At 65.6% G+C, this 22,461-nt stretch carries 20 protein-coding genes; 14 read left to right on the top strand and 6 right to left on the bottom strand.

Annotation, left to right across the window (positions count from 1 at the left end):
- The first annotated feature begins 204 nt into the window (after positions 1 to 204).
- A complete protein-coding gene (locus tag IB275_RS27390) occupies positions 205 to 2,454 on the top strand; it encodes a YgiQ family radical SAM protein (RefSeq protein ID WP_192292961.1) in 2,250 nt (749 codons plus the stop codon).
- Between the two features lie 35 nt (positions 2,455 to 2,489).
- Here the strand turns inward: IB275_RS27390 and IB275_RS27385 are convergent, their stop codons facing one another.
- Positions 2,490 to 2,900 carry a bacteriohemerythrin gene (locus IB275_RS27385; RefSeq protein ID WP_192292959.1) on the bottom strand — a complete coding sequence of 137 codons (411 nt, stop codon included), beginning with the start codon at positions 2,898 to 2,900 and terminating at the stop codon, positions 2,490 to 2,492.
- Positions 2,901 to 3,077: 177 nt separating this feature from the next.
- On the opposite strand from IB275_RS27385, the gene IB275_RS27380 reads away from it, so the two are divergent.
- The 8 genes from IB275_RS27380 to IB275_RS27345 all read left to right on the top strand — a co-directional run bounded on the left by IB275_RS27380 (position 3,078) and on the right by IB275_RS27345 (position 12,196).
- Complete coding sequence (locus IB275_RS27380; protein WP_192292957.1) at positions 3,078 to 4,325, top strand: parallel beta-helix domain-containing protein; 1,248 nt, start codon at positions 3,078 to 3,080, stop codon at positions 4,323 to 4,325.
- Positions 4,322 to 5,446 (top strand): SO2930 family diheme c-type cytochrome, encoded by a 1,125-nt coding sequence (locus IB275_RS27375; protein WP_412548190.1) that lies wholly within the window; start codon positions 4,322 to 4,324, stop codon positions 5,444 to 5,446. Before IB275_RS27380 ends, IB275_RS27375 begins: the two co-directional genes overlap by 4 nt.
- Before the next feature lie 110 nt (positions 5,447 to 5,556).
- Positions 5,557 to 6,408 (top strand): mechanosensitive ion channel family protein, encoded by an 852-nt coding sequence (locus tag IB275_RS27370; RefSeq protein WP_081515548.1) that lies wholly within the window; start codon positions 5,557 to 5,559, stop codon positions 6,406 to 6,408.
- Between the two features lie 250 nt (positions 6,409 to 6,658).
- A complete protein-coding gene (gene pilV, locus IB275_RS27365) occupies positions 6,659 to 7,132 on the top strand; it encodes a type IV pilus modification protein PilV (protein WP_192292955.1) in 474 nt (157 codons plus the stop codon).
- 1 nt (position 7,133) lies between these two features.
- Positions 7,134 to 8,072 (top strand): PilW family protein, encoded by a 939-nt coding sequence (locus IB275_RS27360; RefSeq protein ID WP_192292953.1) that lies wholly within the window; start codon positions 7,134 to 7,136, stop codon positions 8,070 to 8,072.
- 14 nt (positions 8,073 to 8,086) lie between these two features.
- Positions 8,087 to 8,542: a pilus assembly PilX family protein gene (locus IB275_RS27355; RefSeq protein WP_192292951.1), complete on the top strand. Its 456-nt coding sequence runs from the start codon at positions 8,087 to 8,089 to the stop codon at positions 8,540 to 8,542.
- Between the two features lie 47 nt (positions 8,543 to 8,589).
- Complete coding sequence (locus tag IB275_RS27350) at positions 8,590 to 11,793, top strand: pilus assembly protein (protein ID WP_192292949.1); 3,204 nt, start codon at positions 8,590 to 8,592, stop codon at positions 11,791 to 11,793.
- Between the two features lies 1 nt (position 11,794).
- Positions 11,795 to 12,196, top strand: a complete 402-nt coding sequence (locus tag IB275_RS27345; protein WP_192292947.1) for a type IV pilin protein — start codon at positions 11,795 to 11,797, stop codon at positions 12,194 to 12,196.
- Positions 12,197 to 12,203: 7 nt separating this feature from the next.
- On the opposite strand, the gene IB275_RS27340 is transcribed toward IB275_RS27345, so the two are convergent.
- Positions 12,204 to 12,791 (bottom strand): cytokinin riboside 5'-monophosphate phosphoribohydrolase, encoded by a 588-nt coding sequence (locus IB275_RS27340; protein ID WP_192292945.1) that lies wholly within the window; start codon positions 12,789 to 12,791, stop codon positions 12,204 to 12,206.
- Between the two features lie 381 nt (positions 12,792 to 13,172).
- Here IB275_RS27340 and azu point away from each other — a divergent pair, with 381 nt between their 5' ends.
- Both azu and trhA read left to right on the top strand, forming a co-directional pair.
- Positions 13,173 to 13,619 carry an azurin gene (gene azu, locus IB275_RS27335; RefSeq protein ID WP_081515554.1) on the top strand — a complete coding sequence of 149 codons (447 nt, stop codon included), beginning with the start codon at positions 13,173 to 13,175 and terminating at the stop codon, positions 13,617 to 13,619.
- A 113-nt stretch (positions 13,620 to 13,732) separates the two neighbouring features.
- Positions 13,733 to 14,359, top strand: coding sequence for a PAQR family membrane homeostasis protein TrhA (gene trhA, locus IB275_RS27330; RefSeq protein ID WP_192292943.1), 627 nt, complete (start codon positions 13,733 to 13,735; stop codon positions 14,357 to 14,359).
- Positions 14,360 to 14,412: 53 nt separating this feature from the next.
- On the opposite strand, the gene nadE is transcribed toward trhA, so the two are convergent.
- The 3 genes from nadE to IB275_RS27315 are packed head-to-tail and all read right to left on the bottom strand — an operon-like array spanning position 14,413 to position 17,122.
- A complete protein-coding gene (gene nadE / locus IB275_RS27325) occupies positions 14,413 to 15,240 on the bottom strand; it encodes an NAD(+) synthase (RefSeq protein ID WP_192292941.1) in 828 nt (275 codons plus the stop codon).
- Between the two features lie 32 nt (positions 15,241 to 15,272).
- Complete coding sequence (gene pncB / locus IB275_RS27320; protein ID WP_192292931.1) at positions 15,273 to 16,472, bottom strand: nicotinate phosphoribosyltransferase; 1,200 nt, start codon at positions 16,470 to 16,472, stop codon at positions 15,273 to 15,275.
- 2 nt (positions 16,473 to 16,474) lie between these two features.
- Complete coding sequence (locus IB275_RS27315; RefSeq protein ID WP_192292929.1) at positions 16,475 to 17,122, bottom strand: nicotinamidase; 648 nt, start codon at positions 17,120 to 17,122, stop codon at positions 16,475 to 16,477.
- A gap of 169 nt (positions 17,123 to 17,291) precedes the next feature.
- Between IB275_RS27315 and IB275_RS27310 the strand changes: the two genes are divergently transcribed.
- Positions 17,292 to 17,984 (top strand): NUDIX hydrolase, encoded by a 693-nt coding sequence (locus IB275_RS27310; RefSeq protein ID WP_192292926.1) that lies wholly within the window; start codon positions 17,292 to 17,294, stop codon positions 17,982 to 17,984.
- Between the two features lie 155 nt (positions 17,985 to 18,139).
- Here the strand turns inward: IB275_RS27310 and IB275_RS27305 are convergent, their stop codons facing one another.
- On the bottom strand, positions 18,140 to 19,033 hold the full coding sequence (locus IB275_RS27305; protein ID WP_192292924.1) for a LysR family transcriptional regulator: 894 nt from the start codon (positions 19,031 to 19,033) through the stop codon (positions 18,140 to 18,142).
- 120 nt (positions 19,034 to 19,153) lie between these two features.
- On the opposite strand from IB275_RS27305, the gene amaB reads away from it, so the two are divergent.
- The gene (amaB, locus tag IB275_RS27300) at positions 19,154 to 20,644 is read left to right on the top strand and encodes an L-piperidine-6-carboxylate dehydrogenase (RefSeq protein WP_285887129.1); all 1,491 of its coding nucleotides are present in this window, start codon (positions 19,154 to 19,156) and stop codon (positions 20,642 to 20,644) included.
- A gap of 162 nt (positions 20,645 to 20,806) precedes the next feature.
- A complete protein-coding gene (gene amaA / locus IB275_RS27295) occupies positions 20,807 to 22,090 on the top strand; it encodes an L-pipecolate oxidase (protein WP_192292920.1) in 1,284 nt (427 codons plus the stop codon).
- The last annotated feature ends 371 nt before the right edge of the window (positions 22,091 to 22,461 follow it).

Below are 22,461 nucleotides of genomic sequence, written 5' to 3'. Positions count from 1 at the left end.
TACTCCCTGGCCTGGGAGGGGTGGCCAGGCTGACTGCGGATAGTGGCTGGAGTATAGCCAGATGATGGCACTTGCAATCTACCGTGCGCCGGCTAAATCCCAGTTAAATCTGAGCTCACTGGTCGGGTGTTGTACACTTTTTGTGCTATATTCCGCGCCCGCGTTTTTCCGCGATACCTACTTAGAGATACCCCGGTGCCCGTGATGCAAGCCGCCAAGCCGTTGTTCGACTATCCCAAGTTCTGGGCCGAGTGTTTCGGCCCGGCGCCGTTCCTGCCCATGAGCAAGGAAGAGATGGATCAGCTGGGTTGGGATTCCTGCGACATCATCATCGTCACCGGGGATGCCTACGTTGACCATCCGTCGTTCGGCATGGCCATCATCGGCCGCCTGCTGGAAGCCCAGGGCTTCCGCGTGGGCATCATTGCCCAGCCGGACTGGCGCTCGAAAGACGACTTCATGAAGCTCGGCCAGCCGAACCTGTTCTTCGGCGTGGCGGCGGGCAACATGGACTCGATGATCAACCGCTACACCGCGGACAAGAAGATCCGCAGCGATGACGCCTATACGCCGGGCGGCCTGGCCGGCAAGCGCCCGGATCGCGCCAGCCTGGTCTACAGCCAGCGCTGCAAGGAAGCTTACAGCCAGACCCCGGTGATCCTCGGCGGCATCGAGGCTTCGCTGCGCCGCATCGCCCACTACGACTACTGGCAGGACAAGGTGCGCCGCTCCATCCTGATGGACGCTACCGCCGACATCCTGCTGTACGGCAACGCCGAACGCGCCGTGGTGGAGATCGCCCAGCGCCTGGCTGCCGGCCAACTGGTCGAGCAGATCACCGACGTGCGCGGCACCGCCTTCGTGCGTCGCGACACTCCCGAAGGCTGGTTCGAGGTGGACTCCACCCGCATCGATCGTCCGGGCAAGGTCGACAAGATCATCAACCCGTACGTGAACACCCAGGACACCGCCGCCTGCGCCATCGAGCAGGAAAAGGGCGAGCAGGAAGACCCGAACGAAGCCAAGGTCGTGCAGTTGCTAGCACACCCGCGCCTGGAGCGCGATCGCACGGTGATCCGCCTGCCGTCGTTCGAGAAGGTGCGCAGCGACGCGGTGCTCTACGCCCACGCCAACCGCGTGCTGCACCTGGAGACCAACCCGGGCAACGCCCGCGCCCTGGTGCAGAAGCATGGCGAGGTGGACGTGTGGTTCAACCCGCCGCCCATTCCGATGAGCACCGAGGAAATGGACTACGTGTTCGGCATGCCCTACGCGCGCGTGCCGCACCCGCTGTACGGCAAGGAGAAGATCCCTGCCTACGAGATGATCCGTTTCTCGGTGAACATCATGCGTGGCTGCTTCGGTGGCTGCACCTTCTGCTCGATCACCGAGCACGAGGGGCGGATCATCCAGAACCGTTCCCACGAGTCGATCCTCGCCGAGATCGAGGAGATGCGTAAGGTGCCGGGCTTCACCGGTGTGGTCTCCGACCTCGGCGGCCCGACCGCCAACATGTACCGCATCGCCTGCAAGGACCCGGAGATCGAGCGTCACTGCCGCAAGCCGTCCTGCGTGTGGCCGGGCATCTGCGAGAACCTCAACACCGACCACTCCTCGCTCATCGAGCTGTACCGCAAGGCCCGCGCCCTGCCGGGCGTGAAGAAGATCCTGATCGCCTCCGGCCTGCGCTACGACCTCGCCGTGCAGTCGCCCGAGTACGTCAAGGAACTGGTGACGCACCACGTCGGCGGCTACCTGAAGATCGCCCCGGAGCACACCGAGGAAGGCCCGCTGTCGAAGATGATGAAGCCGGGCATCGGCACCTACGACACCTTCAAGCGCATGTTCGAGAAGTTCTCCAAGGAGGCGGGCAAGGAGCAGTACCTGATCCCTTACTTCATCGCGGCGCATCCGGGCACCACCGACGAGGACATGATGAACCTCGCCCTGTGGCTCAAGCGCAACGGCTTCCGCGCGGACCAGGTGCAGGCGTTCTATCCCTCACCCATGGCCAGCGCGACCGCCATGTACCACTCGGGTAAGAACCCGCTGCGCAAGGTCACCTACAAGAGCGACAGCGTGACCATCGTCAAGAGCGACCAGCAGCGCCGCCTGCACAAGGCCTTCCTGCGCTACCACGACCCGAAGGGCTGGCCGATGCTGCGCGAAGCGCTGGAGCGCATGGGCCGCGCGGACCTGATCGGCAACGGCAAGCACCACCTGATCCCGACCTACCAGCCGCAGACCGACGAGTACCAGAGTGCGCGCCGCAAGAACTCCACCCCGGCCGGCAGCAAGAAGGCCGGCCAGCCGCTGCTGACCCAGCACACCGGCCTGCCGCCGCGCGCCAGCAATGGCTCCAAGCCGTGGAACAAGGCCGAGGAAGGCAAGGCCACCGGCTACGCCAAGGGCAAGAAACGCACCACCAAGCGGCAGCCGAATATCCCGCGCTGATCCGTCTGCCCGTGCTGTGAAAAAAGGCGTGCCCGCTATGCGGTCACGCCTTTTTGCATGAAGAAGCTCACGTAAGCCTTGTCCACCTTCAGGATATGGTGGATCAGCCAGGCCTTGAGCAGCTCCAGCGCCTCGACCGAGACCACCTCGCCATCCTCATGGCGGTACAGCAGGTCGATGATCTGCCGGTTGAAGCGGTCGTGCTCGGCGCGGTGCGCTTCCTCCTCGGGGTAGCCCAGGCGCTGGAACAACACCTCCTCGACGATGAAGTGATTCATCGTGTACTCCACCAGTTGCTCCAGCAGGTCGCCGATGGGCTGGCCCTCGCCATCCGGGCCATTGAGGCTGTCGTACAGCGCGTTGGTGAGGTCGACCAGCCAACGGTGCTGTTCATCGATCCGCTCGATACCGATCACGAACTCTTCGTTCCAGGGCATGAAGCTCATCCGTGTACTCCTTGGGGTGGACGCGCAGATCATCCCGATCCGCCACCGCGAAGCAGTGACGCCAATCAATCAAAGTGCGATGTGTCCGAAGGGCTGGCGTGGCGCGGGATGTAGGAGTATTCTCGGCTTTAGTTGGTACGATAGTTCCATATCATAAGAACAAGACCGGAGCCCGCCATGCGTCTCGCCACCCTTTCCCTTCTCGCATTTTCCATTGCCCTGGCCGCCTGCGGCGAAGGCGACAAGCCCACCGCCGCCGTCAGCAGCGACTTCCAGAAGGACCTGCAGGCCCGCCTGATCAAGGCCAAGGCCGGCGATGTCATCGACATTCCCGCCGGCACCTACCACCTGGACCGCAGCCTCAGCCTCAAGGTGGACGGCGTGACCATCCGCGGCGCCGGGATGGACAAGACTATCCTCAACTTCAAGAACCAGAAGGCCGGCGCCGAAGGGCTGTTCGTCGACGCCTCCGACTTCACCCTGGAGAACCTCGCCATCGAGGACACCAAGGGCGACGGCCTGAAGGTCATCGGCGGCAAGAACATCGTCATCCGCAACATCCGCACCGAGTGGACCAACGGCGCCTCCACCGAGAACGGCGGCTACGGCATCTACCCGGTGCAGACCGAGAACACTCTGCTCGAAGGCAACGTCGCCATCGGCGCCTCTGACTCGGGCATCTACGTCGGCCAGTCGCGCAACGTGGTGGTGCGCAACAACCGCGCCGAGCGCAACGTCGCCGGCATCGAGATCGAGAACACCATCGGCGCCGACGTCTACAACAACGTCGCCACCGACAACACCGGCGGCATCCTCGTCTTCAACATGCCCAACCTGCAGCAACCGGGGCGCGGCACCCGCGTCTTCGACAACGACGTGCAGGGCAACAACCACGAGAACTTCGGCCACAAGGGCACGCCGGTGGCCAGCGTGCCGGCGGGCTCGGGCGTGGTGGTGAACTCCAACGACGATGTGGAGATCTTCAACAACAAGATCGGCAACCACAAAACCGCCAACGTCATCATCAGCAGCTACTTCAGCACCAACTATTCGGAGAAGGCCACGCAGCCCAACTTCGACCCCTATCCCGAAGGCATCTTCATCCACGGCAACACCTTCGGCCCCGGTGGCGACAGCCCCGACCACCTGGAGCTGAAAGCACTCAAGGTCGCCAAGTTCGGCCTCACCGGGCGCCTGCCGGACATCCTCTGGGACGGCTACTTCAACGAGAAGAAACTGGTCGACGGCAAGCTGCCTGAAGCCCTGGCCATCTGCATCGACAACGGCAGCGCCGGCATCGTCAACGTCGACGGCCCCAATGGCTACAAGAACATCAGCACCGACATCAGCTCGCACCAGTGCAAGCTCAAGCCGCTGCCGAAGATCGAGCAGGCCGGTCTGGGTGAAAAGGGCAACAAGGCATGATGAAACCCGCTTCGTTCCTGTTGTCGCTCGCCCTGGTCACCTTGGTGGCCGGGTGCGGGCAGGAGAGCAAGCCGCGTTATCAGCCAGAGGGTGACGACTATCCGGAAAAGCTCAGTGGCTGGGGCATGCTGCACCTGGCGGACGGCCACCTGGCGCCGGCCGCCGAGGTGCTGCCCTATGACCTGAACACCTCGCTGTTCACCGACTACGCACACAAACTGCGCACCGTATGGATGCCTGAAGGAGAGTCGGCGCAGTACGCCGAGGACCGCTTCGACTACCCCGTCGGCACGGTCCTGACCAAGACCTTCTATTACCCGAAGGACGCACAGGGCAACCTGCTGCAGAACAGCCAGGATGACCGTGATCCGAAGGCCGGACTCGACATGGCCAGGGTTCATCTGGTGGAAACCCGCGTGCTGGTGCGGCAGAAGGACGGCTGGGCGGCGCTGCCCTATGTGTGGAATGCCGACCAGAGCGAAGCGACCCTGGAGGTTGCTGGTGACAGCCCGGCGCTGGAGCTGACCGGCGAGGACGGCAAGAAGACCGCCTTCACCTACATGGTGCCGGACGCCAACCAGTGCTCCGAATGCCACGCCGAGCAGAAGGGCGGCGGCATCGCGCCGCTGGGGCCCAAGGCGCGGCACCTGAACAAGGACTTCGGCTACGCCGAAGGTAGCGACAACCAGTTGCAGCACTGGCAGGCGCGCGGCTTCCTCAAGGGACTGCCGGCGCTGGCACAGGTGCCGCAGAACGCGCTGTGGGGGCATCCGCGTCCCGGCGAAGACCTGGAGAAACAGGCCCGCAGCTACCTCGACGCCAACTGCTCGCACTGCCATAACCCCAAGGGCGCGGCGCGCACGTCGGGCCTCTATCTCGACCCACACACGCCGGTCTCCATCGCCTACGGCATCTGCAAACCGCCGGTGGCAGCGGGCGGCGGCACCGGCGGGAGGCTGGAGGACATCCACCCCGGCAGCCCGGAGAAGTCCGTGCTCAGCTACCGGGTCGGCAGCGACAAGCCGGGCGACATGATGCCCGAGCTGGGTCGCACCCTGGTGCACCGCGAGGGGCTGGAAATGCTCAATCGCTGGATCACCTCGCTGCCCGGCGACTGCTAGTGCAATAGCGCCCGGAGCCCGCCAGGGCTCTGGGCTGCGCGCTGCGACGAGCAAACGGCTGGGGCCGTGCTAGCGTTCATCTGGTCCCTTTCTCTCGCAGGTGCGCTTCCATGGAAGATACGAACATCATCAATGTGGGTACGGAGAAGATCAACGCACTGTGGGCGACGGTTTCGCAGTACGCGCTCGCATTCGGTGTGAAGATCATCGTCGCCATCCTCTTCTGGGTACTCGGCCGCTGGCTGATCGGCTTCGCCGTCGGGTTGGTGGAGAAGGCCCTGGCCAGGCAGAGCGTCGATCCGACGGTGCTGCGCTACGTCGGCTCCTTCATCACCGTCACCCTGAACATCCTCCTGGTCGTCGGCATCCTTGGCTACTTCGGCGTGCAGACCACCAGCCTCGCCGCACTGATCGCCGCGATCGGCCTGGCCATCGGCATGGCCTGGTCGGGCCTGCTGGCGAACCTCGCGGCCGGTGGCTTCATCATTGTGCTGCGGCCGTTCAAGGTCGGCGACTTCGTCTCCGCCGGCGGCGTGACCGGCACCGTGAAGGAGATCGGCCTGTTCGCCACCGCCATCAACACCCCGGACAACGTCCTGACCCTGGTGGGCAACAACAAGATCTTCAGCGACACCATCCAGAACTTCAGCCATAACACCTTCCGCCGCGTGGAGCTCAAGGCGCAGCTCTCCGGCGCCGCCGACTACGCAGCTGCTGTCGCGGTGCTCAAACAGCGCATCGCGGCGATCCCCAATGTGCTGACCGACCCGCCGGTGGATGTGGAAATCCTCGAGTTCAACCTCGTCGGCCCGGTGCTGGCAGTGCGTCCGTACTGCCACAACGACAACTACTGGCAGGTCTACTTCGACACCAATCGCACCATCAAGGAGGCCCTGGGCACCGACTTCCCGGCACCGATGCCGGCACAGACGGTGATCGTCCAGCAGTCGGCGAACAGCTGACGGCTCCCGCTCCAGCAAGGGCCACCGCAAGGTGGCCTTTTCTTTTTCCGAGCGCGAACAGCCTCGCCGGGACCGATGGTGCCCCGGCGCGGATGAGTGGCGCGGTACTTCGGACGCCTTCCTAGCTGCACGCCTGATCCTCTCCGGCTGGCGGACTTTTCCCTTCGATCTCCCAGCAAATGTCTGGCTGACCGCCCCGCGCTGCGCCTTGCACCCTTGAAGCTCATTCTTCAGCGGCAAGGCGATCAACATGGCTGGTGGCAAGCTCAGCGAAGGATTCACCCTGGTGGAAGTACTGGTCTCGGTGCTGATCCTCGGCGTTGGCCTGCTGGGGTTGGCCGGACTGCAGAACGTCGGTATCAGCGCCGGCTACAGCGCGCTGCAGCGCTCCCAGGCGTCCTGGCTGGCCAGCGAGATGGCTGACCTGCTGCGCGCGAATCCCGATGCGGCCCGCGCTGGCGCCTACGACACGAACTTCCTCGACGTGGCCGCCGGATGCCCGAAAAGCGCTGGCTCGACGCGGGCGCAACTCGATCTCGGCCAGTGGCAGGCTGATGTCTGCGAGACGCTCGGTGGAACGGGGAGCGGCTTGGTGCAGGTGGCCCACAGTGGCGGCCAGTACAGCGCGCTGATTGTCGTGCGCTGGAGTGATCGACGGGCTCGCGAGCGCCTGGGGGAGGTCGGCAATGCCTGGGAAACCTTCACCTACCGGGCGGGCCTCTGATATGCACCAGCGCGGTCTTTCGCTGGTCGAGTTGCTGGTGGCCATGGCTCTCGGCTTGCTCCTGCTGACGGGTGTCATTCAGGTCGTTCTCGGCAGCAAACGCAGCTATCAGAACAGCGTCGCGCTGGCCGAGTTGCAGGAGAGCGGTCGCTTCGCGCTGGAGGCCATGGCTCGGGACCTGCGAAACGCCGGGTTCACAGGCGCCTGTACCCGTGGAATGGTCAATGCCAGTGGCATCAATGACGCGCAGTACGCCCTGGAGCGCTCGCCCATCGAAGGGTATGGCTCGGGCATGTCGGCGTCCGCCTGGGTGCCTTCCGGGCGTCTGGCGAACACCGACGCCGTGCTGCTGCGCTTTGCGTCCGACCCCGCTCTCGAGGCACGTTCGATCAGCGCAAACCGAGTGCTGCTCACCTCATCGAGTGCGGTTGCCGGGGCCTTCTATCTGCTCAGTGATCAGCAGTCCTGCCTGCTGCTGCGCAATGCCGGGAGCGCGGTGAGCCTGCTGACGGGGCGTTCGCTGGAGTACTTCCTGGCTGCCGCGACGCGGGTTTACCCGTACCGCTACGCGATTTACTGGATCGGTCGTGGTGTCGACGGAACGCCGGGGCTTTTCGTGACGGACAACAGCCAGACCTCCTTCAAGCCGAACACCGAAGAGCTGGTGAATGGCGTTGCTGGCATAAGCCTGCGCTATGGCATAGCAGGGGCGGGCAGTGAGGCGGTGGCGGCCTACAAGGCAGCGCGGGACATGACCGCCAGCGACTGGCGTCGGGTGCGCACGGTGCGCGTCAGCCTGTTGCTGCAGAGCCAGACTCGCGAGGTCGACCAGGCGCCGACGGCGCTGCAGTTTGACGGCCGTACCCTCCCGCCGAGCGCGGAGCGAAGGCTGCGTCTGGTGATGAGCAGCACCATTGCACTACGCAATCCCTCGCCATGAGCGGGAGCTCGCTGATGCGCCATGAGTTCGAGCGCGGGGCGGTGCTGCTGGTCTCGCTGGTCATGCTGTTGCTGCTCACCCTCATCGGCCTGGCGAGCATGCGCATGGTGCAGCTGGAAGAACGCATGGCGGGCAACCTGCGTGACCGGCAGATGGCCTTCCAGGCAGCAGAAGCGGCGCTGCGCGCAGGCGAAGCGGCTGCACTGGAGCGTTATCGGCACGACGGCCCCATAGCCTCTGTCGATGCTGCCGAAGGAGTGGCTGGCGGTTTTTCCGGCAGTGCGGTGCAGCCGGTTTATCGGCTGCGCTTCCTGCGCTGGCTGGCCAGCGAGGGGCTGGAAGTCGGCAAGGGCGGCGCGGCCAGTGGTGTAGCCATCGAGGTGTGCGCCGAAGGCTTTGGTGCGCGTCGCCAGCCTTCGGGGGCGCCGGTTTCCAGCGTCCGGCTGAACAGCATCTTTTTCATCCGTTAGCGCGCAGCAAGGAGGTGCTAGTGAGGCTCGGAAGACTCTGTTCCCTGATGCTGGGCGTCATGCTGGCGGGCGCGCTGTCGGCCGCTCCGGTCAGCCAGGTGCCGCTGCAGGTTGCCAGCGGTGCACCGGGCAATATCCTGTTGTTGCCATCTTCGGCCCACGGGGCGACGGCGGCGGCAGCCAATCCGAGCCCGGTCTACGTCACCGGCGAGCAGTACTTCGGTTACTTCGACCCGGACAAGTGCTACGCCTACCGTGCTGACGAAGCCGAGACGGAGCGCTATTTCCAGCCCGTCGGCCCGGCGCTGGCCCATGTCTGCCGGCAGGTCTGGAGCGGCAACTTCCTCAACTGGGCTACGGCACAGGCCATCGATGTGTATCGCGCCGTGCTGACCGGCGGCGACCGTTTTATCGACGGTGCCGCACTGACGGTGCTGCAGAAGGGGCGGAATCTGCAACGGGGCAGCGCCTTCCCGGATCGCCTGCTGCCTTTCGGCACCGTGGCGGGTGCCACGCCATTCTCTGGCGTAACGCTGTACTTGCGTGTTGCGGGAGGGGAGCGCGACCTTTTGCTGAGTCGTAGCCCGGACTTTCCCGGCGAGCCGCAGGAGCTGCCGCCCGCAGAGCCGCTATTGCCTGCGACGACCTACCGGATCGCGGTGCGCGTACAGGTCTGCGTTGCCGGCCAGTTGGAGCGTAATTGCCAGCGTTATGGCGAACACTCCAAGCCCGAGGGCGTACTGCAGGAATATGCCGGTCGCCTGCGCTTCAGCCTCTTCGGCCGGTCTGATCGCGAAACGGGAGTGGTGCTGCGCGCGCCGCAGAAATTCGTCGGGCCGTGGCTGGATGATGGACGGGATAACCCGCTGAAAGAGTGGTCGGCGCAGTCCGGAGTCTTCATCGACCGGCCGGCTGGAGTGATCGCCGCTCTCAACCGTTTCGACGAGTCCTCGTCGTTCCTGCCATTCGATGACCTGGGCGAGCTGCTCCATGCCGCCACCGGCTACCTGCGCCATCAGCGAGATCATGCGGACCCGCTCACCTACGCCTGCCAGCGCAACGTCCTGCTCGGGATTGGCGGCGCGGGTGAGGGCGAGGCCGGCGTGAGTTTACTGCGTCTTGGTGATCCAGCGGCCGTTCAGGCGACGCAGCAGGTGACGGCCATACAGGGCGGCGCAGGCTCCGCCGCTTCGCTTGCATTGGCAGGCCTGGCCTATGACGCCCATGTGCGCGATTTGCGCCCGGACCTGCCCGGCCGGCAGAGCGCCGCCACCTACTGGCTGGCGTCTTCCCGTGAGGTGGACGGGCCGGGCAACGCCCTGTGGTTGGCGACCCAGTACGGCGGCTTTGCCATCCCGCGCGGCTATTCCTTTGTGCGCGCATCACCGCTGCCGGCAAGCGCGTGGCAGGGCATGGATGGCTGGCCGCTCAACCTGCTGAAACTCGCCGACCCTGACCCGCTGCGCGATGAACTGAAACAGGCGTTCGCCCAGGCAGCCGACGATGAGCCGAGGAGCACCGGCAATTTCAGCGCCGGCCCGAACCCCGGCGAGTGGTTCAGTACGCTGCTGGCCGGGCGGCGCTGGAGCGGCGACCTGCAGCTATGGCGCGAAGGCGAGTGGCTGCCGCAGTGGTCGGCCGCCCGGAAGCTCGACGAGCAGAGCGAAGCGCAAGTGGCCGGACGGAACATTCTCACTGTACGGCCCGCCGGGGCTGAGGCAGACGGATCGCTGATCGCGCGCACAGGCACGCCCTTCGCCTGGAGTGCCCTGGATGACGAACAGCGCCGCAGGTTAGGACCCGAGCAGGGTGAGTCGCTGGTTGACTACCTGCGCGGATCGCGTCTGCAGGAGCGGCGTGAGCCCGGCAGTGCGTTGCCGTTCCGCCTGCGTGACAGCCGGCTGGGCGATATCGTTGGCTCGCGCCCGGTCTATTCCTGGCACGACCCGCAGCCGTACGGCGAGCTGCCCAGGCCGGCGGGTACTGGCTACCGGGAGTTCCTTGCCAGCGAGCAATACCAGCAGCGTGCGCCGCTGGTAGCGGTGGGCGCCAATGACGGCATGCTGCATGGCTTCGATGCGCGCGATGGGCGCGAGTTGTTCGCCTATGTGCCGGCGGCGGTGCTGGGCCAGCTTCGTGAGTTGGCCGACCCCGGCTATGTCCATCGCTTTTACGTCGATGGGTCGCCCGTGGTGGGGAATGCCTGGGTCGGCGGAGAGTGGCGAACCCTGTTGGTGGGCAGCACCGGAGCGGGGGGCAACAGCCTGTTCGCGCTGGACGTGACCGACCCAGAACACGTCCAGTCGAGCAGCGTGCTCTGGGAGTTCAGCCACCCCGACCTCGGCTACACGCTGGGGCGGCCAGCCCTCATGGCCCTCGGGGCGGGAAGGTTCGTCGTGGCGGTTTCCTCCGGCGCCAGGGACCCGGAAAACCGTGGCGGGGACATCTGGCTACTCGATGCGGAGGATGGTCGTGTACTCAAGCGCATCCATTTGCCCGAGGCCGGCGACCTGGGGCCGGTCACGGCGATCAGCAGCATGGGCGATGTAACCGCCAATCGCCTCTATGTGGGCGACAGCCTCGGGAATCTCTGGCGTGTGGATCTGGCGGGCGATGCGGGTGGCGACTCGGCGATTCCACCGTCGCTGGCCGGCAAACCGTTGTTCCGGACGCGGGCGCCGGACGGGAATTCGCAGGCAATCACTGCGCCGGTGGCGGCAGCCCTGGACCGCAGTGGGCAGGTGCGAGTGTTGTTCGGCACCGGGCGCTTCTACCGTGTGGGTGACGACGAGCCCACGGCGAGGACTGAAAGCCTCTATGGCGTGCTCGACGACGGGCGGGCCTTGGTTGGGCGGTCAGAACTTCTGCCGGTACCCGGAGGGGACGGTGGTCGTGGCTGGTATCTCGACCTGTCGGCCGATGGCTGGCGCGTGGTGGAGCAGCCGCAGGTTCGTGACGGCAGGCTGGTGTTGTTCAACCTGATCGCACCGGGAGAGGACCCCTGCAGCGATCCGCTGGCTCACGCTTGGGTCGTGCTGGATACCGGCAGCGGCGAGCGGCTGGCGGGAGGTCTGCCGAGCGCTGTGATGGCAGGCAGCGACGCAGTGCAGCAGTCCAGCGGCGCGCTGCTGCAATCCGACCCGGCCGGTGCTCTGCGCATCCTGGGGGTGGATCGCGATGGCCGTCCGCAGGAGCAGGCGGTCGATCTGCCTCGCGATTCCGGGCGCAAGGCATGGTGGGAGTCGCGTTGAAATGACATCGCCGAACGAACGTGCCGGCGGTTTCACGCTGGTAGAGTTACTGGTCTGCCTGACACTGATCGGCATCCTGTTGGGTATCGCCCTGCCGGCGTACCAGGAGCACATCCAGCGGGTGCGCCGGGTGGACGCGCAGAAATCGCTGGTGGAGTTGGCGCAATCGCTGGAGCGCTTTTATACCAGCCATGGCACCTACGTTGGCGCAACGCTGCCATTCGACCAGTCGCCACGTGATGCAGGGAAGGCCTTCTACCGCCTCGGGTTCGCCAGTGGCCCGGACGAGTCGGGCTATGTCCTGCAGGCCGAGCCGGTCGGGGCGATGGCGAGGGATGCCTGCGGGGTACTGACGCTGGCCAGCAGCGGGCTCCGTGGCGCGGCCACGGAGCGCTGCTGGTAGGCGTGTGTCAGGTCGGCGTACGGTCGACCCACTTGGGCGCGGCCAGGGGCTTCCAGGCGGCCAGGGCGCTGACCAGTTCGGCAGGCGAGGCGGCGCGTTGCAGCATGTCGCGGTGCGGCTGGCGCACGAAGCGCTCCTGCACCAGATGGTCGAGGAAGGTCAGCAGCGGGTCGAAGAAGCCGTTCACTTCCAGCAGGCCCAGCGGCTTGGCGTGATAGCCCAACTGGCCCCAGGTCCAGACCTCGAACAGCTCTTCCAGGGTACCCAGGCCGCCCGGCAGGGCGATGAAGGCGTCGCTCAGCTCGGCCATGCGGGCCTTGCGTGCGTGCATGCCGTCTACCACTTCCAGACGGGTCAGGCCGCTGTGTCCGACTTCGGCGTCCTTCAGGCTCTGCGGGATGATGCCGATGACTTCGCCGCCCGCGGCCAGCGCGGCATTGGCGACCATGCCCATCAGGCCCACGGCGCCGCCGCCATAGACCAACTGGATACCGTTTTCAGCGAGGTGTCGGCCGAGGGTTTCGGCGGCTTCCTGGTAGATCGGGGTGGCGCCGGGGCTGGCGCCGCAGAATACGCAGATGGAACGCAAGGTCATGGAGCTGTCCTCGTTTTGCTGGCCTGGTCTTGCAGGCCGTCAGGTTACCGACTGCGAGGAAAGCGACCAAGCCGAATTCAGTTGTCCTGGCAGCCGCCGGCGGATGCGCCGAGTGCGTAGCAGGCGAGCAGCTGCTGTAGCAGCGGGCTTTGTAACAACGCGAGACGGTGCATGGCGCGAACTCCTGTGGTGCCGGGGGATGGCGTCTATGCTAGGCGGGGTGCGCTGATCTGCCTCGTTGATCCTGCTGATCGACCTGATAGACAGTTCGAAGCTTGGCTCGTGGCCGATGGCCATTGATGCAGATCAGGGGAACCCCGATAGCGTTCGGGCAGTCTTCCCCTTCAGGATTCTCCGCCCAACCTGCCTAGGAGGCATGTCATGTTCCGTAAACTCGCCGCTGTATCCCTGCTTGGCCTGTTCAGTGCCCCGCTGCTGGCCGCCGAATGCTCCGTGGACATCCAGGGCAACGACCAGATGCAGTTCAGCACCAACGCCATCAGCGTCGACAAGAGCTGCAAGACCTTCACCGTGAACCTGTCCCACCCGGGCAGCCTGCCGAAGAACGTGATGGGCCATAACTGGGTCCTGACCACCGCCGCCGACATGCAGGGCGTAGTGACCGACGGCATGGCCGCCGGTCTGGACAAGAACTACGTCAAGGACGGCGACACCCGCGTGATCGCCCACACCAAGATTATCGGCTCCGGTGAGAAGGACTCGGTGACCTTCGACGTCTCCAAGCTGAAGGCTGGCGATGAATACGCCTTCTTCTGCTCTTTCCCGGGCCACTCGGCCATGATGAAGGGCACCCTGGCGGTGAAGTGATCCCGCTTTCGCTCGAAAGCGTGTGATCCGGAAAGCCCGACCCATGGTCGGGCTTTTTATTTCACACAAGCAGGGTAGGGTGTGGGCGTGGTTGAAATCGCAACGAGGGACTCATGTACCACGGTGAACGCTTCAACGCCTGGACTCACTTGATTGGCGCGGTGTTGGCGCTGGTGGGCGGCATCTGGCTGCTGGTGGCCACCAGCCTGGTGGGCGAGCCGCTGCGCATCGTCAGCGTGGCGGTGTACGGCACGACGCTGACCCTGCTCTACAGCATCTCGACGCTCTACCACAGCGTGCGGGGGCGGGCGAAGGTCATCCTGCGCAAGCTCGATCACCTGTCGATCTACCTGCTGATCGCCGGGAGCTACACGCCGTTCTGCCTGGTGACCTTGAAGGGGCCCTGGGGCTGGACACTGTTCGGCATTGTCTGGTCGATGGCAGTGATCGGCATGCTGCAGGAGATCAAGCCACGCTCTGAGGCGCGGGTGCTGTCGATCATCATCTACGCAGTGATGGGCTGGATCGTGCTGATCGCGGTCGGTCCGCTGTACCGCGCATTGGGTGGCGCGGGTTTTGCCTGGCTGGTCGGCGGCGGGGCCTTCTACACCATCGGCATCATCTTCTTCGCCTACGACAGCCGCTTCCGCCACTGGCATGGCATCTGGCACCTGTTCGTGATCGCCGGCAGCCTGCTGCACTTCATCGCCATTTGGCGCTACGTCATTCCCCAGCACTGAACCCTTGAACTGGTTGGCGCGGGACTTCTCCCGCGCCAACAGCGGCCGTTCGCTTACGGCGCGGTGGGCAGTGCGCGCTTGTGACGGGTCTTCTCGAAGGTGCGGACGATGATGTCGAAGGCCTCCTGGCCGACATCCAGGCCGTGCAGGAAGGCATCGATCTCCTTGTAGGTCACGCCGTGGGCGTGCTCGTCCGGCTTGCCGGGAGCGAGGTCTTCGAGATCGGCGGTCGGCACCTTCTCCACCAGATGTTCCGGCGCGCCGAGGCTGCGGGCGATGCTGCGCACCTGGTTCTTCACCAGACCGGTGAGCGGGGCGAGGTCGCAGGCGCCGTCACCGAACTTGGTGAAGAAGCCCATCACCGCCTCGGCGGCGTGGTCGGTGCCGACCACCAGGCCAGCGCGGGCGTTGGCGATGGTGTACTGGGCGACCATGCGGATGCGTGCCTTGGTGTTGCCCAGGGCGAAGTCGCGGGTGGCCGGTGCCAGGCCTTCCAGTGCCTGGGTCTCGGCGGCCAGCGCCTGCACGGACGGGCCGATGTTCACGGTATGGCGCTCGTCGGGGGAGATGACGTCCACCGAATCCTGGGCATCCTGCTCGTCGCCCTGCACGTTGTATGGCAGGCGCACGGCGAGGAAGCGGTAGTCCTGGTTGCCGGTCTCGGCGCGCAGGCCCTCCACGGCGCGCTGGCAGAGCATGCCGGCAGTGAGCGAGTCGACGCCGCCGCTGATGCCCAGCACCAGGGTCTTCATCCCCGAACCCTGCAGGCAGTCCTGGATGAAGCGCACGCGCCGCTGGATCTCGGCCTGCAGCTCGGCGTCGGACTGGAAGGGCGGCTGCACGTTGAGTTCTCTGGCGATGGCGGCCTGTCTGTCTTTCATCTGGAGGGCTCCTGTGGAAAGCGGAAAATGGGTTACACCGGCACCTTGAACACGTGGCGCAGGTAGGCGACGAAGTTCTCGTCGCGGCATTGGGTCTTGCCCGGGGTGTCGGAAATCTTCGCCACGGGGTGGCCATTGCAGGCCGTCATCTTGATCACGATGTTCATCGGTTCCACCCCGGGGATGTCGCAGGTCAGGTTGGTACCGATGCCGAAACTGACGTTGATCTTGCCACGCAATGCACGGAAGAGCTGCAACGCCTTGGGCATGTCGAGGCCGTCGGAGAACACCAGGGTCTTGGTCATCGGGTCGATTCCCAGCCGGCGGTAGTGGGCAATGGCCTTCTCGGCCCAGACCAGCGGGTCGCCCGAGTCGTGGCGCAGGCCATCGAAGAGCTTGGCGAAGTACAGGTCGAAGTCGCCCAGGAAGGCGTCCATGGTAATGCAGTCGGTCAGCGCGATGCCCAGCTGGCCGCGGTATTCACGCACCCAGCAGTCCAGCGCGGCGATCTGGCTGTCGATCAGCCGCGGGCCCAACTGCTGGTGCGCCATCAGCCATTCGTGGGCCATGGTGCCGATGGGCTTGACGTCGAATTCGCGGGCCAGGTGCACGTTGCTGGTACCGACGAAGCGGCCGGGGAAGTCGCGCTTCAGGATGTGCACGACTTCTTCCTGGGTGCGGTAGGAGAAGCGCCGGCGGGTACCGAAGTCGGCCACCTGGAATTCCTTCAGTTCCTCCGCGCTGGCGTTGCCGGCGAGCCAGTCGAGCTTGCGGTAGAGCTGCTCGCCGACCTGTTCCAGCACGACTTCGCGGTAGCGATAGCGGTTGCGCACTTCGCTGACAATGGCCAGCAGCGGCACCTCGAAGAGGATCACGTGAAGCCACGGCCCGCGCAGGCGGATGGCCAACTGGCCGTCCTCGATGCTGGTGTGCACATAGCGCAGGTTGAAGCGGAACAGGCTGAGGAAGCGGATGAAGTCCGGCTTGATGAACGGGATGCGTTCGAGGAAGGCGAGCTGGTCCGGCGTGGTTTCCAGCTCGGCCAGGCGCTCGATCTGGTAGCGGATTTCCGCGAGGTACGGGCGCAGGTCCTCGGCGTTGCGGCAGCGGAACTCCCACTCCACCTCGGCGTTGGGGTAGTTGTGCAGCACCGCCTGCATCATCGTCAGCTTGTAGAAGTCGGTGTCCAGCAGGTTCTGCACGATGCTGTCGGCAAACACGCTCTCGGCCATGATCAATTCTCCCTGATGCCCATGAGGGCCTCGTCCAGTTCGTTCGCGTCCGCGCAGAGCAGAACCCCGGCGCTGCGCATCTCGGCGCAGGCGACCTTCGCGGTTTCCTCCGCGATGGCGCGGCAAGCCGGCAGGTACAGCAGCACCTGGAAGCCGGCGCGGCGCAGTTGCAGCGCGGTGGTCTTCACGCAGTAGTCCAGCGCCAGGCCGCCCACCAGCACGTGGCTGACCGCGTTCTGCCGCAGGTATTCGATCACCCCGGTGCTGCGCCGTTCCGCCAGGTCGTGGTAGCACGCACCGTAGGGGTGCAGGTCCGGCTCCACGCCCTTCCAGATGAAGAAGTCGTAGTCCATCGGCCTGGGCAGCTCGTCCAGCAGCTCGAAGCCCGGCGTGCCCGGCACGCAGTGGCTGACCCAGGTGAGGTCGGCATTGGGCAGGGCGAGCGGCTGCAGCATCTGTGCCGGCTCGCTCACCACCCAGGGCGCTTGCGGGCTGTGGGCGTCCTTGCTGCCCAGGCGCAGGCTGGCGCGTTCGGCCATCAGGTTGAGGGCGCCGCCGATGGCGTCACCGCCGGGCACCGGCAGTTCATTAGGGCAGAGCGGGGTGAAGCTCTTCTGGGCGTCTACATCGAAGCTGGCGATCAGGTTCATGGAAGCCTCCGCTTGACCGTTGGTGGTCTGTCGTGGCTACATAATTCACGACATGAAATAAGTCGTCAAGCAGAAAGATGGAAAATCATGAGAGGTGGAAGATGCTTTCTGTACATGGTGAAATAAGTCACAGGGCTTCTTCCGGCGAGGAAGCATTCGAGGAGCATCGATGAGTACCGCTGAAGTGCTGGCCACCGTGGATATCGTGGCGCTGCGCCTGAACGCTGAGCGCGGGCTGGAACTGCTGCTGATCCGTCGCGCCCAGGCGCCGTTCGAGGGGCAGTGGGCGCTGCCCGGCGTGCTGATCAATGGCCGCTGCGCCGACCATGGCCTGGATGATGCCGCCTTGCGTGCGCTGCGCGAGAAGGCGCGGGTGAAGCCGGCGTACATGGAGCAGGTGGCGACCGTGGGCAATGCGGTGCGTGACCCGCGCGGCTGGTCCCTGAGCGTGTTCTACCTCGTGCTGGTGGCGCCAGATACTGGACTGGCCGCCGACGACCTGGATTTCGTGCCGCTGGATGCCGTGCGCGGCGAGCGCTTCGCCTTGCCCTTCGACCACACCCAACTGGTGCAGCAGGCCTGCGAGCGGCTGGCGGGTAAGTCGGTGTACAGCGCATTGCCGCTGCACCTGCTGCCGGAGCGCTTCACCGTGGCGGAGGCGCTGAAGGCCTTCGAGTGGTCCATTGGCGAGGAAGTCCAGCATTCCAGCCTGCGCGGCCGACTGGAGCGGATGAAGGCGGCGGGCTGGGTGGAAGACACCGGCGAACGCCACCAGCCGCCGATGGGCCGGCCGCAGCATGTCCTGCGCTTCACGCCCCAGGGGGATGGGGCGTTTGTGTTTGATCGGAGTTTGTTGGTCTGAAATTCCGGCGCGGGGGCCTCCCCTCACCCTAACCCTCTCCCGGAGGGAGAGGGGACTGATCGGAGCAGGATCACTCCACGTCATCCGCCGGCACGGGCGGCTCCCTCTCCCCATGGGAGAGGGCTGGGGTGAGGGGCTCTTACGAGCGCAGATACTTACCCTTCCATCCGCTCCCCAATCCACTCCACGAACGCCCTGACCTTGGGCACTGCCGCCGCATGCTCGGGGTACGCCAGGTAGTAGCCGCTGCGGCTCTGCAGGCCGTGCTGCCAAGCGATCACCAGCTTGCCTTCGCTCAGCTCCTCTTCCACCAGGAACCTCGGCAGCAGCGCCACGCCGCAGCCGGCTTGCGCTGCGCGGATGCACATGTAGAAGGTGTCGAAGCGCGGTCCGTGGTAGCTGTGCTCGCTGTGCTGGCCGAGGCTGAGGAACCACTCGTGCCAGGCTTCCTGGCGCGTGGCGTTCTGCAGCAGGACCAGGTCCGCCAACTGGGTCGGGTCGCTCAGCGGTTGCGCCGGCAGGATCTCCGGTGAGCACACCGGCACCATCTCCTCGCCGAACAGCGCCACGCACTCGGCGCCGGGCAGAGTGGCGGCGCCGAAGAAGAACGCGATATCGCAGCGCGATTGCAGGAGGTCGCCGGGCTCCAGTTCCTGGCGCAGGTCCAGGTGGATGTTCGGGTGGCGATGGCGCCAGCCGTTCAGCCGCGGGATCAGCCAGCGTGCGCCGAAGGTCGGCGGCGTCGCCACGCGCAGCACTTCGGTCTCGCCGCCGTAGGACAGCAGGTAGTGGGTGGACATCTCCACCTGCGTGAGGATCTTGCGCACCTCCACCAGGTACAGGTCGCCCGCCGGGGTCAGTTGCAGCCGGCGGCGTACGCGGCGGAACAGCAGGTGCTGGAGCATTTCCTCCAGCTGCGCCACCTGCTTGCTGACCGCGCTCTGGGTCAGGTTCAGCTCCTCGGAGGCGCGGGTGAAACTCAGGTGCCGCGCCACCGCTTCGAAGCATTGCAGGGCGGTCATGGACGGCAGGTGGCGTTTGCTCAGCATGGCGGGCAGTTCATGAATTTACGGAATGATGTGCATAGGAAACGTCGTTTGTTGTGCCTCGGCAAGCCGTTTATTACTGCTGGCATTCCGTCAGGTCATCTGAAAAGAACTGGAGTCCGCATGATTTCCGCACTGCTCGAATCCCTCGGCGTCGACGCCCGCCTGGTCACCGGTGGCGATCAGGTCATCCACTCTCCCATCGACGGCCGCCGCCTGGGCGCGGTGCGCCTGGAAAGCGCCGCCGAGGTGGAGCAGAAGATCGGCCGCGCCGCCCATGCCTTCGACGCCTGGCGCAAGGTGCCGGCGCCGCGCCGTGGCGAACTGGTGCGCCTGTTCGGCGAGGAACTGCGGGCGAGCAAGGCGGCGCTGGGCGAACTGGTGTCCTGGGAGGCCGGCAAGATCACCCAGGAAGGCCTGGGCGAAGTGCAGGAGATGATCGATATCTGCGACTTCGCCGTCGGCCTGTCGCGCCAGCTCTACGGCCTGACCATCGCCTCCGAGCGCCCCGGCCACCACATGCGCGAGACCTGGCATCCACTGGGCGTGGTCGGGGTGATCAGCGCCTTCAACTTCCCGGTCGCCGTGTGGTCGTGGAACACCGCGCTGGCGCTGGTCTGTGGTAACTCGGTTGTGTGGAAGCCATCGGAGAAGACCCCGCTCACCGCGCTGGCCTGCCAGGCGCTGTTCGAGCGCGCACTGAGCAAGTTCGGTGACGCCCCAGCGCACCTGAGTCAGGTGGTGATCGGTGATCGCAGCGCCGGCGAAGCGCTGGTGGACGACGTGCGCGTCGCCCTGGTCAGCGCCACGGGCAGCACCCGTATGGGCCGCGAAGTCGGCCCGCGCGTGGCGGCCCGTTTCGGCCGCAGCATCCTCGAGCTGGGTGGCAACAACGCGATGATCCTGGCGCCCAGCGCCGACCTCGATATGGCCGTGCGCGCCGTGCTGTTCAGCGCTGTCGGCACCGCCGGGCAGCGCTGCACCACGCTGCGCCGGCTGATTGCCCACGAGTCGGTGAAGGACGAGTTCGTCAGCCGCCTGAAGACTGCCTACGCCAAGGTGCGCATCGGCCATCCGCTGGAAGGCAACCTGGTCGGCCCGCTGATCGACGAGCGCAGCTTCCTCGCCATGCAGGGCGCGCTGGAGCAGGCGCGTGGTGAGGGCGGCGTGGTGTTCGGCGGCGAGCGTCAGCTGGCCGACAAATTCCCCGGGGCCTACTACGTGTCGCCGGCCATCGTCGAGATGCCCGAGCAGAGCGATGTGGTGCGCAGCGAGACTTTCGCGCCGATCCTCTACGTGGTGCCCTACCAGGACTTCAACGATGCGGTGGCGCTGAACAACGGCGTGCCCCAGGGCCTGTCGTCTTGCATCTTCACCACGGACCTGCGCGAGGCGGAAGCCTTCATCTCGGCGGTGGGCAGCGACTGCGGCATCGCCAACGTCAACATCGGCCCCAGCGGCGCGGAGATCGGCGGCGCTTTCGGCGGCGAGAAGGAAACCGGCGGCGGTCGCGAGTCCGGCTCCGACGCCTGGAAGGGCTACATGCGCCGGCAGACCAACACCGTGAACTACTCGCGGGAACTGCCGCTGGCCCAGGGCATAGTCTTCGACTGAGGCCGAGTTTCCGCGCGCTCAACGTAGGGCGAATTATCGCTTGCGGTGATCCGCCGGCTTTCAGCGCCGGGGCGAGGCGGATAACGCTTTCCGTGTTATGCGCCCGACGAAAAACACGCAGTACAGAGTCATTCACAAAGGTTCGCGTAGAAGGATCGCTGGATGTCGCTTCGCCAAGAGTGTCTGTGGGAACACCTGACTCCCGACCGTCCGGAAGCCCCGGAGCTGCGAGGGGATCGCAAGGTCGACGTGTGTGTCATCGGCGCGGGCTTCACCGGCCTGTCCGCCGCGCTGCATCTGCTGGAGCGCGGCCAGAAGGTCTGCGTGCTGGAAGCCCACACCACCGGGCATGGTGGCTCGGGGCGCAACGTCGGGCTGGTCAACGCCGGCCTGTGGATTCCCCCGGACGAGATCGAAGCCGGCATGGGCGCGGAGATCGGGCAGCGGGTCAACCGCATGCTCGGCAACGCGCCCTCGCTGGTGTTCTCGCTGATCGACAAGTACGCCATCGATTGCCAGGCGCGCCGCGAAGGCACGCTGCACATGGCGCACAACGCCCGTGGCCTGGCGGATCTGCGCAGCCGCTGCGAACAATGGGGCCGCCGCGGGGCGCCGGTGGAACTGCTCACCGGCGCCGACTGCGAACAGGCTTGCGGCACCGACAAGATTGCTGGCGCACTGCTGGACCGCCGCGCCGGCACGCTCAATCCCATGGGCTACGTCAGCGGCTTGGCCCGCGCGGTGGTCGGCCTGGGGGGCGAGTTGTACCACCATTCCCCGGTGGTCGGCCTGGTGCGTGTGGGCAGCGCGTGGAACGTGATCACTGCTGGCGGCGTGGTCACCGCCGACAAGGTGGTGATCGCCTCCAGCGCCTACACCGAAGGCGAGTGGACGCAGCTGCGCCGCACGTTCTTCCCCGGTTACTACTACCAGGTTGCCTCGCGCCCGCTGGAGGGCGCAGAAGCCGCGCGCATCTTGCCGGGCGGGCAGGGCTCCTGGGATACCCGCCAGGTGCTCAGCAGCATCCGCCGCGATGCAGACGGGCGCCTGCTGCTCGGCAGCCTCGGCAAGGGCACCGGCAAGCCGGCGTGGTTCCTCAAGAGTTGGGCCGACCGCATCCAGCAGCACTACTTCCCCAGGCTGGGCAAGGTGGACTGGGAGTTCACCTGGACCGGCTGCATCGACTTCACCCCCGACCACCTCATGCGCCTGTTCGAGCCGGCGCCGGGGCTGGTCGCCATGAGCGGCTACAACGGCCGTGGCGTCACCACCGGCACGGTGGTGGGCAAGGCCTTCGCCGACTTCCTGCTGGACGGTGACGCCAGCGCCTTGCCGATGCCGCTCAGGCCCATGGAGGAAATCTCCGCGGTGGGCCTGCGCAGCTGTCTGTACGAAGCCGGCTTCTCCCTCTACCACGCCGGGCAATGCCTGCGGGTGGTGATCTGACGCTGCTCAAGGCGGGGCGAGGGCCGCCCCGGTTTGACCCGCCAACGCTCGCTGCACTTTGGTCTAGCCTCTTATGGTGCGTTACCCCGACGGGTCTGCACCGCGGATGTGCAGTTCGGTGACAGCGATGGTTACGGTTGGGGTTGCGCCTGTGGTGGCTGGAAAAAGCCAGCTCACGGGAAGTCGGGTTGCACCCTTTTGCCTGCCGGGTTGCACCTTATGCTTTCAATGGGTTGCACGTGTCTAGCACTTGATGTCTGCCAGCTCGGGCTGTTTTCGCTGTAGGACTTGGTTAATAACAAAAACGAATGGCACGCCGCTTGCTGTTGATTGATCGCTAAGTCGCTGAATCGCTACACGAGAAATCGCCA

Source organism: Pseudomonas sp. PDM21, assembly GCF_014852505.2.
GTDB lineage: Bacteria > Pseudomonadota > Gammaproteobacteria > Pseudomonadales > Pseudomonadaceae > Pseudomonas.
This window is presented reverse-complemented; position numbering and strand designations above follow the sequence as displayed.

Excerpts from the sequence above, each read along its gene's own strand:
- IB275_RS27390 (WP_192292961.1), top strand. The coding sequence starts at position 205 with ATGCAAGCCGCCAAGCCGTTGTTCGACTATCCCAAGTTCTGGGCCGAG.
- IB275_RS27385 (WP_192292959.1), bottom strand. The coding sequence starts at position 2,900 with ATGAGCTTCATGCCCTGGAACGAAGAGTTCGTGATCGGTATCGAGCGG.
- IB275_RS27380 (WP_192292957.1), top strand. The coding sequence starts at position 3,078 with ATGCGTCTCGCCACCCTTTCCCTTCTCGCATTTTCCATTGCCCTGGCC.
- IB275_RS27375 (WP_412548190.1), top strand. The coding sequence starts at position 4,322 with ATGATGAAACCCGCTTCGTTCCTGTTGTCGCTCGCCCTGGTCACCTTG.
- IB275_RS27370 (WP_081515548.1), top strand. The coding sequence starts at position 5,557 with ATGGAAGATACGAACATCATCAATGTGGGTACGGAGAAGATCAACGCA.
- pilV (WP_192292955.1), top strand. The coding sequence starts at position 6,659 with ATGGCTGGTGGCAAGCTCAGCGAAGGATTCACCCTGGTGGAAGTACTG.
- IB275_RS27360 (WP_192292953.1), top strand. The coding sequence starts at position 7,134 with ATGCACCAGCGCGGTCTTTCGCTGGTCGAGTTGCTGGTGGCCATGGCT.
- IB275_RS27355 (WP_192292951.1), top strand. The coding sequence starts at position 8,087 with ATGCGCCATGAGTTCGAGCGCGGGGCGGTGCTGCTGGTCTCGCTGGTC.
- IB275_RS27350 (WP_192292949.1), top strand. The coding sequence starts at position 8,590 with ATGCTGGGCGTCATGCTGGCGGGCGCGCTGTCGGCCGCTCCGGTCAGC.
- IB275_RS27345 (WP_192292947.1), top strand. The coding sequence starts at position 11,795 with ATGACATCGCCGAACGAACGTGCCGGCGGTTTCACGCTGGTAGAGTTA.
- IB275_RS27340 (WP_192292945.1), bottom strand. The coding sequence starts at position 12,791 with ATGACCTTGCGTTCCATCTGCGTATTCTGCGGCGCCAGCCCCGGCGCC.
- azu (WP_081515554.1), top strand. The coding sequence starts at position 13,173 with ATGTTCCGTAAACTCGCCGCTGTATCCCTGCTTGGCCTGTTCAGTGCC.
- trhA (WP_192292943.1), top strand. The coding sequence starts at position 13,733 with ATGTACCACGGTGAACGCTTCAACGCCTGGACTCACTTGATTGGCGCG.
- nadE (WP_192292941.1), bottom strand. The coding sequence starts at position 15,240 with ATGAAAGACAGACAGGCCGCCATCGCCAGAGAACTCAACGTGCAGCCG.
- pncB (WP_192292931.1), bottom strand. The coding sequence starts at position 16,472 with ATGGCCGAGAGCGTGTTTGCCGACAGCATCGTGCAGAACCTGCTGGAC.
- IB275_RS27315 (WP_192292929.1), bottom strand. The coding sequence starts at position 17,122 with ATGAACCTGATCGCCAGCTTCGATGTAGACGCCCAGAAGAGCTTCACC.
- IB275_RS27310 (WP_192292926.1), top strand. The coding sequence starts at position 17,292 with ATGAGTACCGCTGAAGTGCTGGCCACCGTGGATATCGTGGCGCTGCGC.
- IB275_RS27305 (WP_192292924.1), bottom strand. The coding sequence starts at position 19,033 with ATGCTGAGCAAACGCCACCTGCCGTCCATGACCGCCCTGCAATGCTTC.
- amaB (WP_285887129.1), top strand. The coding sequence starts at position 19,154 with ATGATTTCCGCACTGCTCGAATCCCTCGGCGTCGACGCCCGCCTGGTC.
- amaA (WP_192292920.1), top strand. The coding sequence starts at position 20,807 with ATGTCGCTTCGCCAAGAGTGTCTGTGGGAACACCTGACTCCCGACCGT.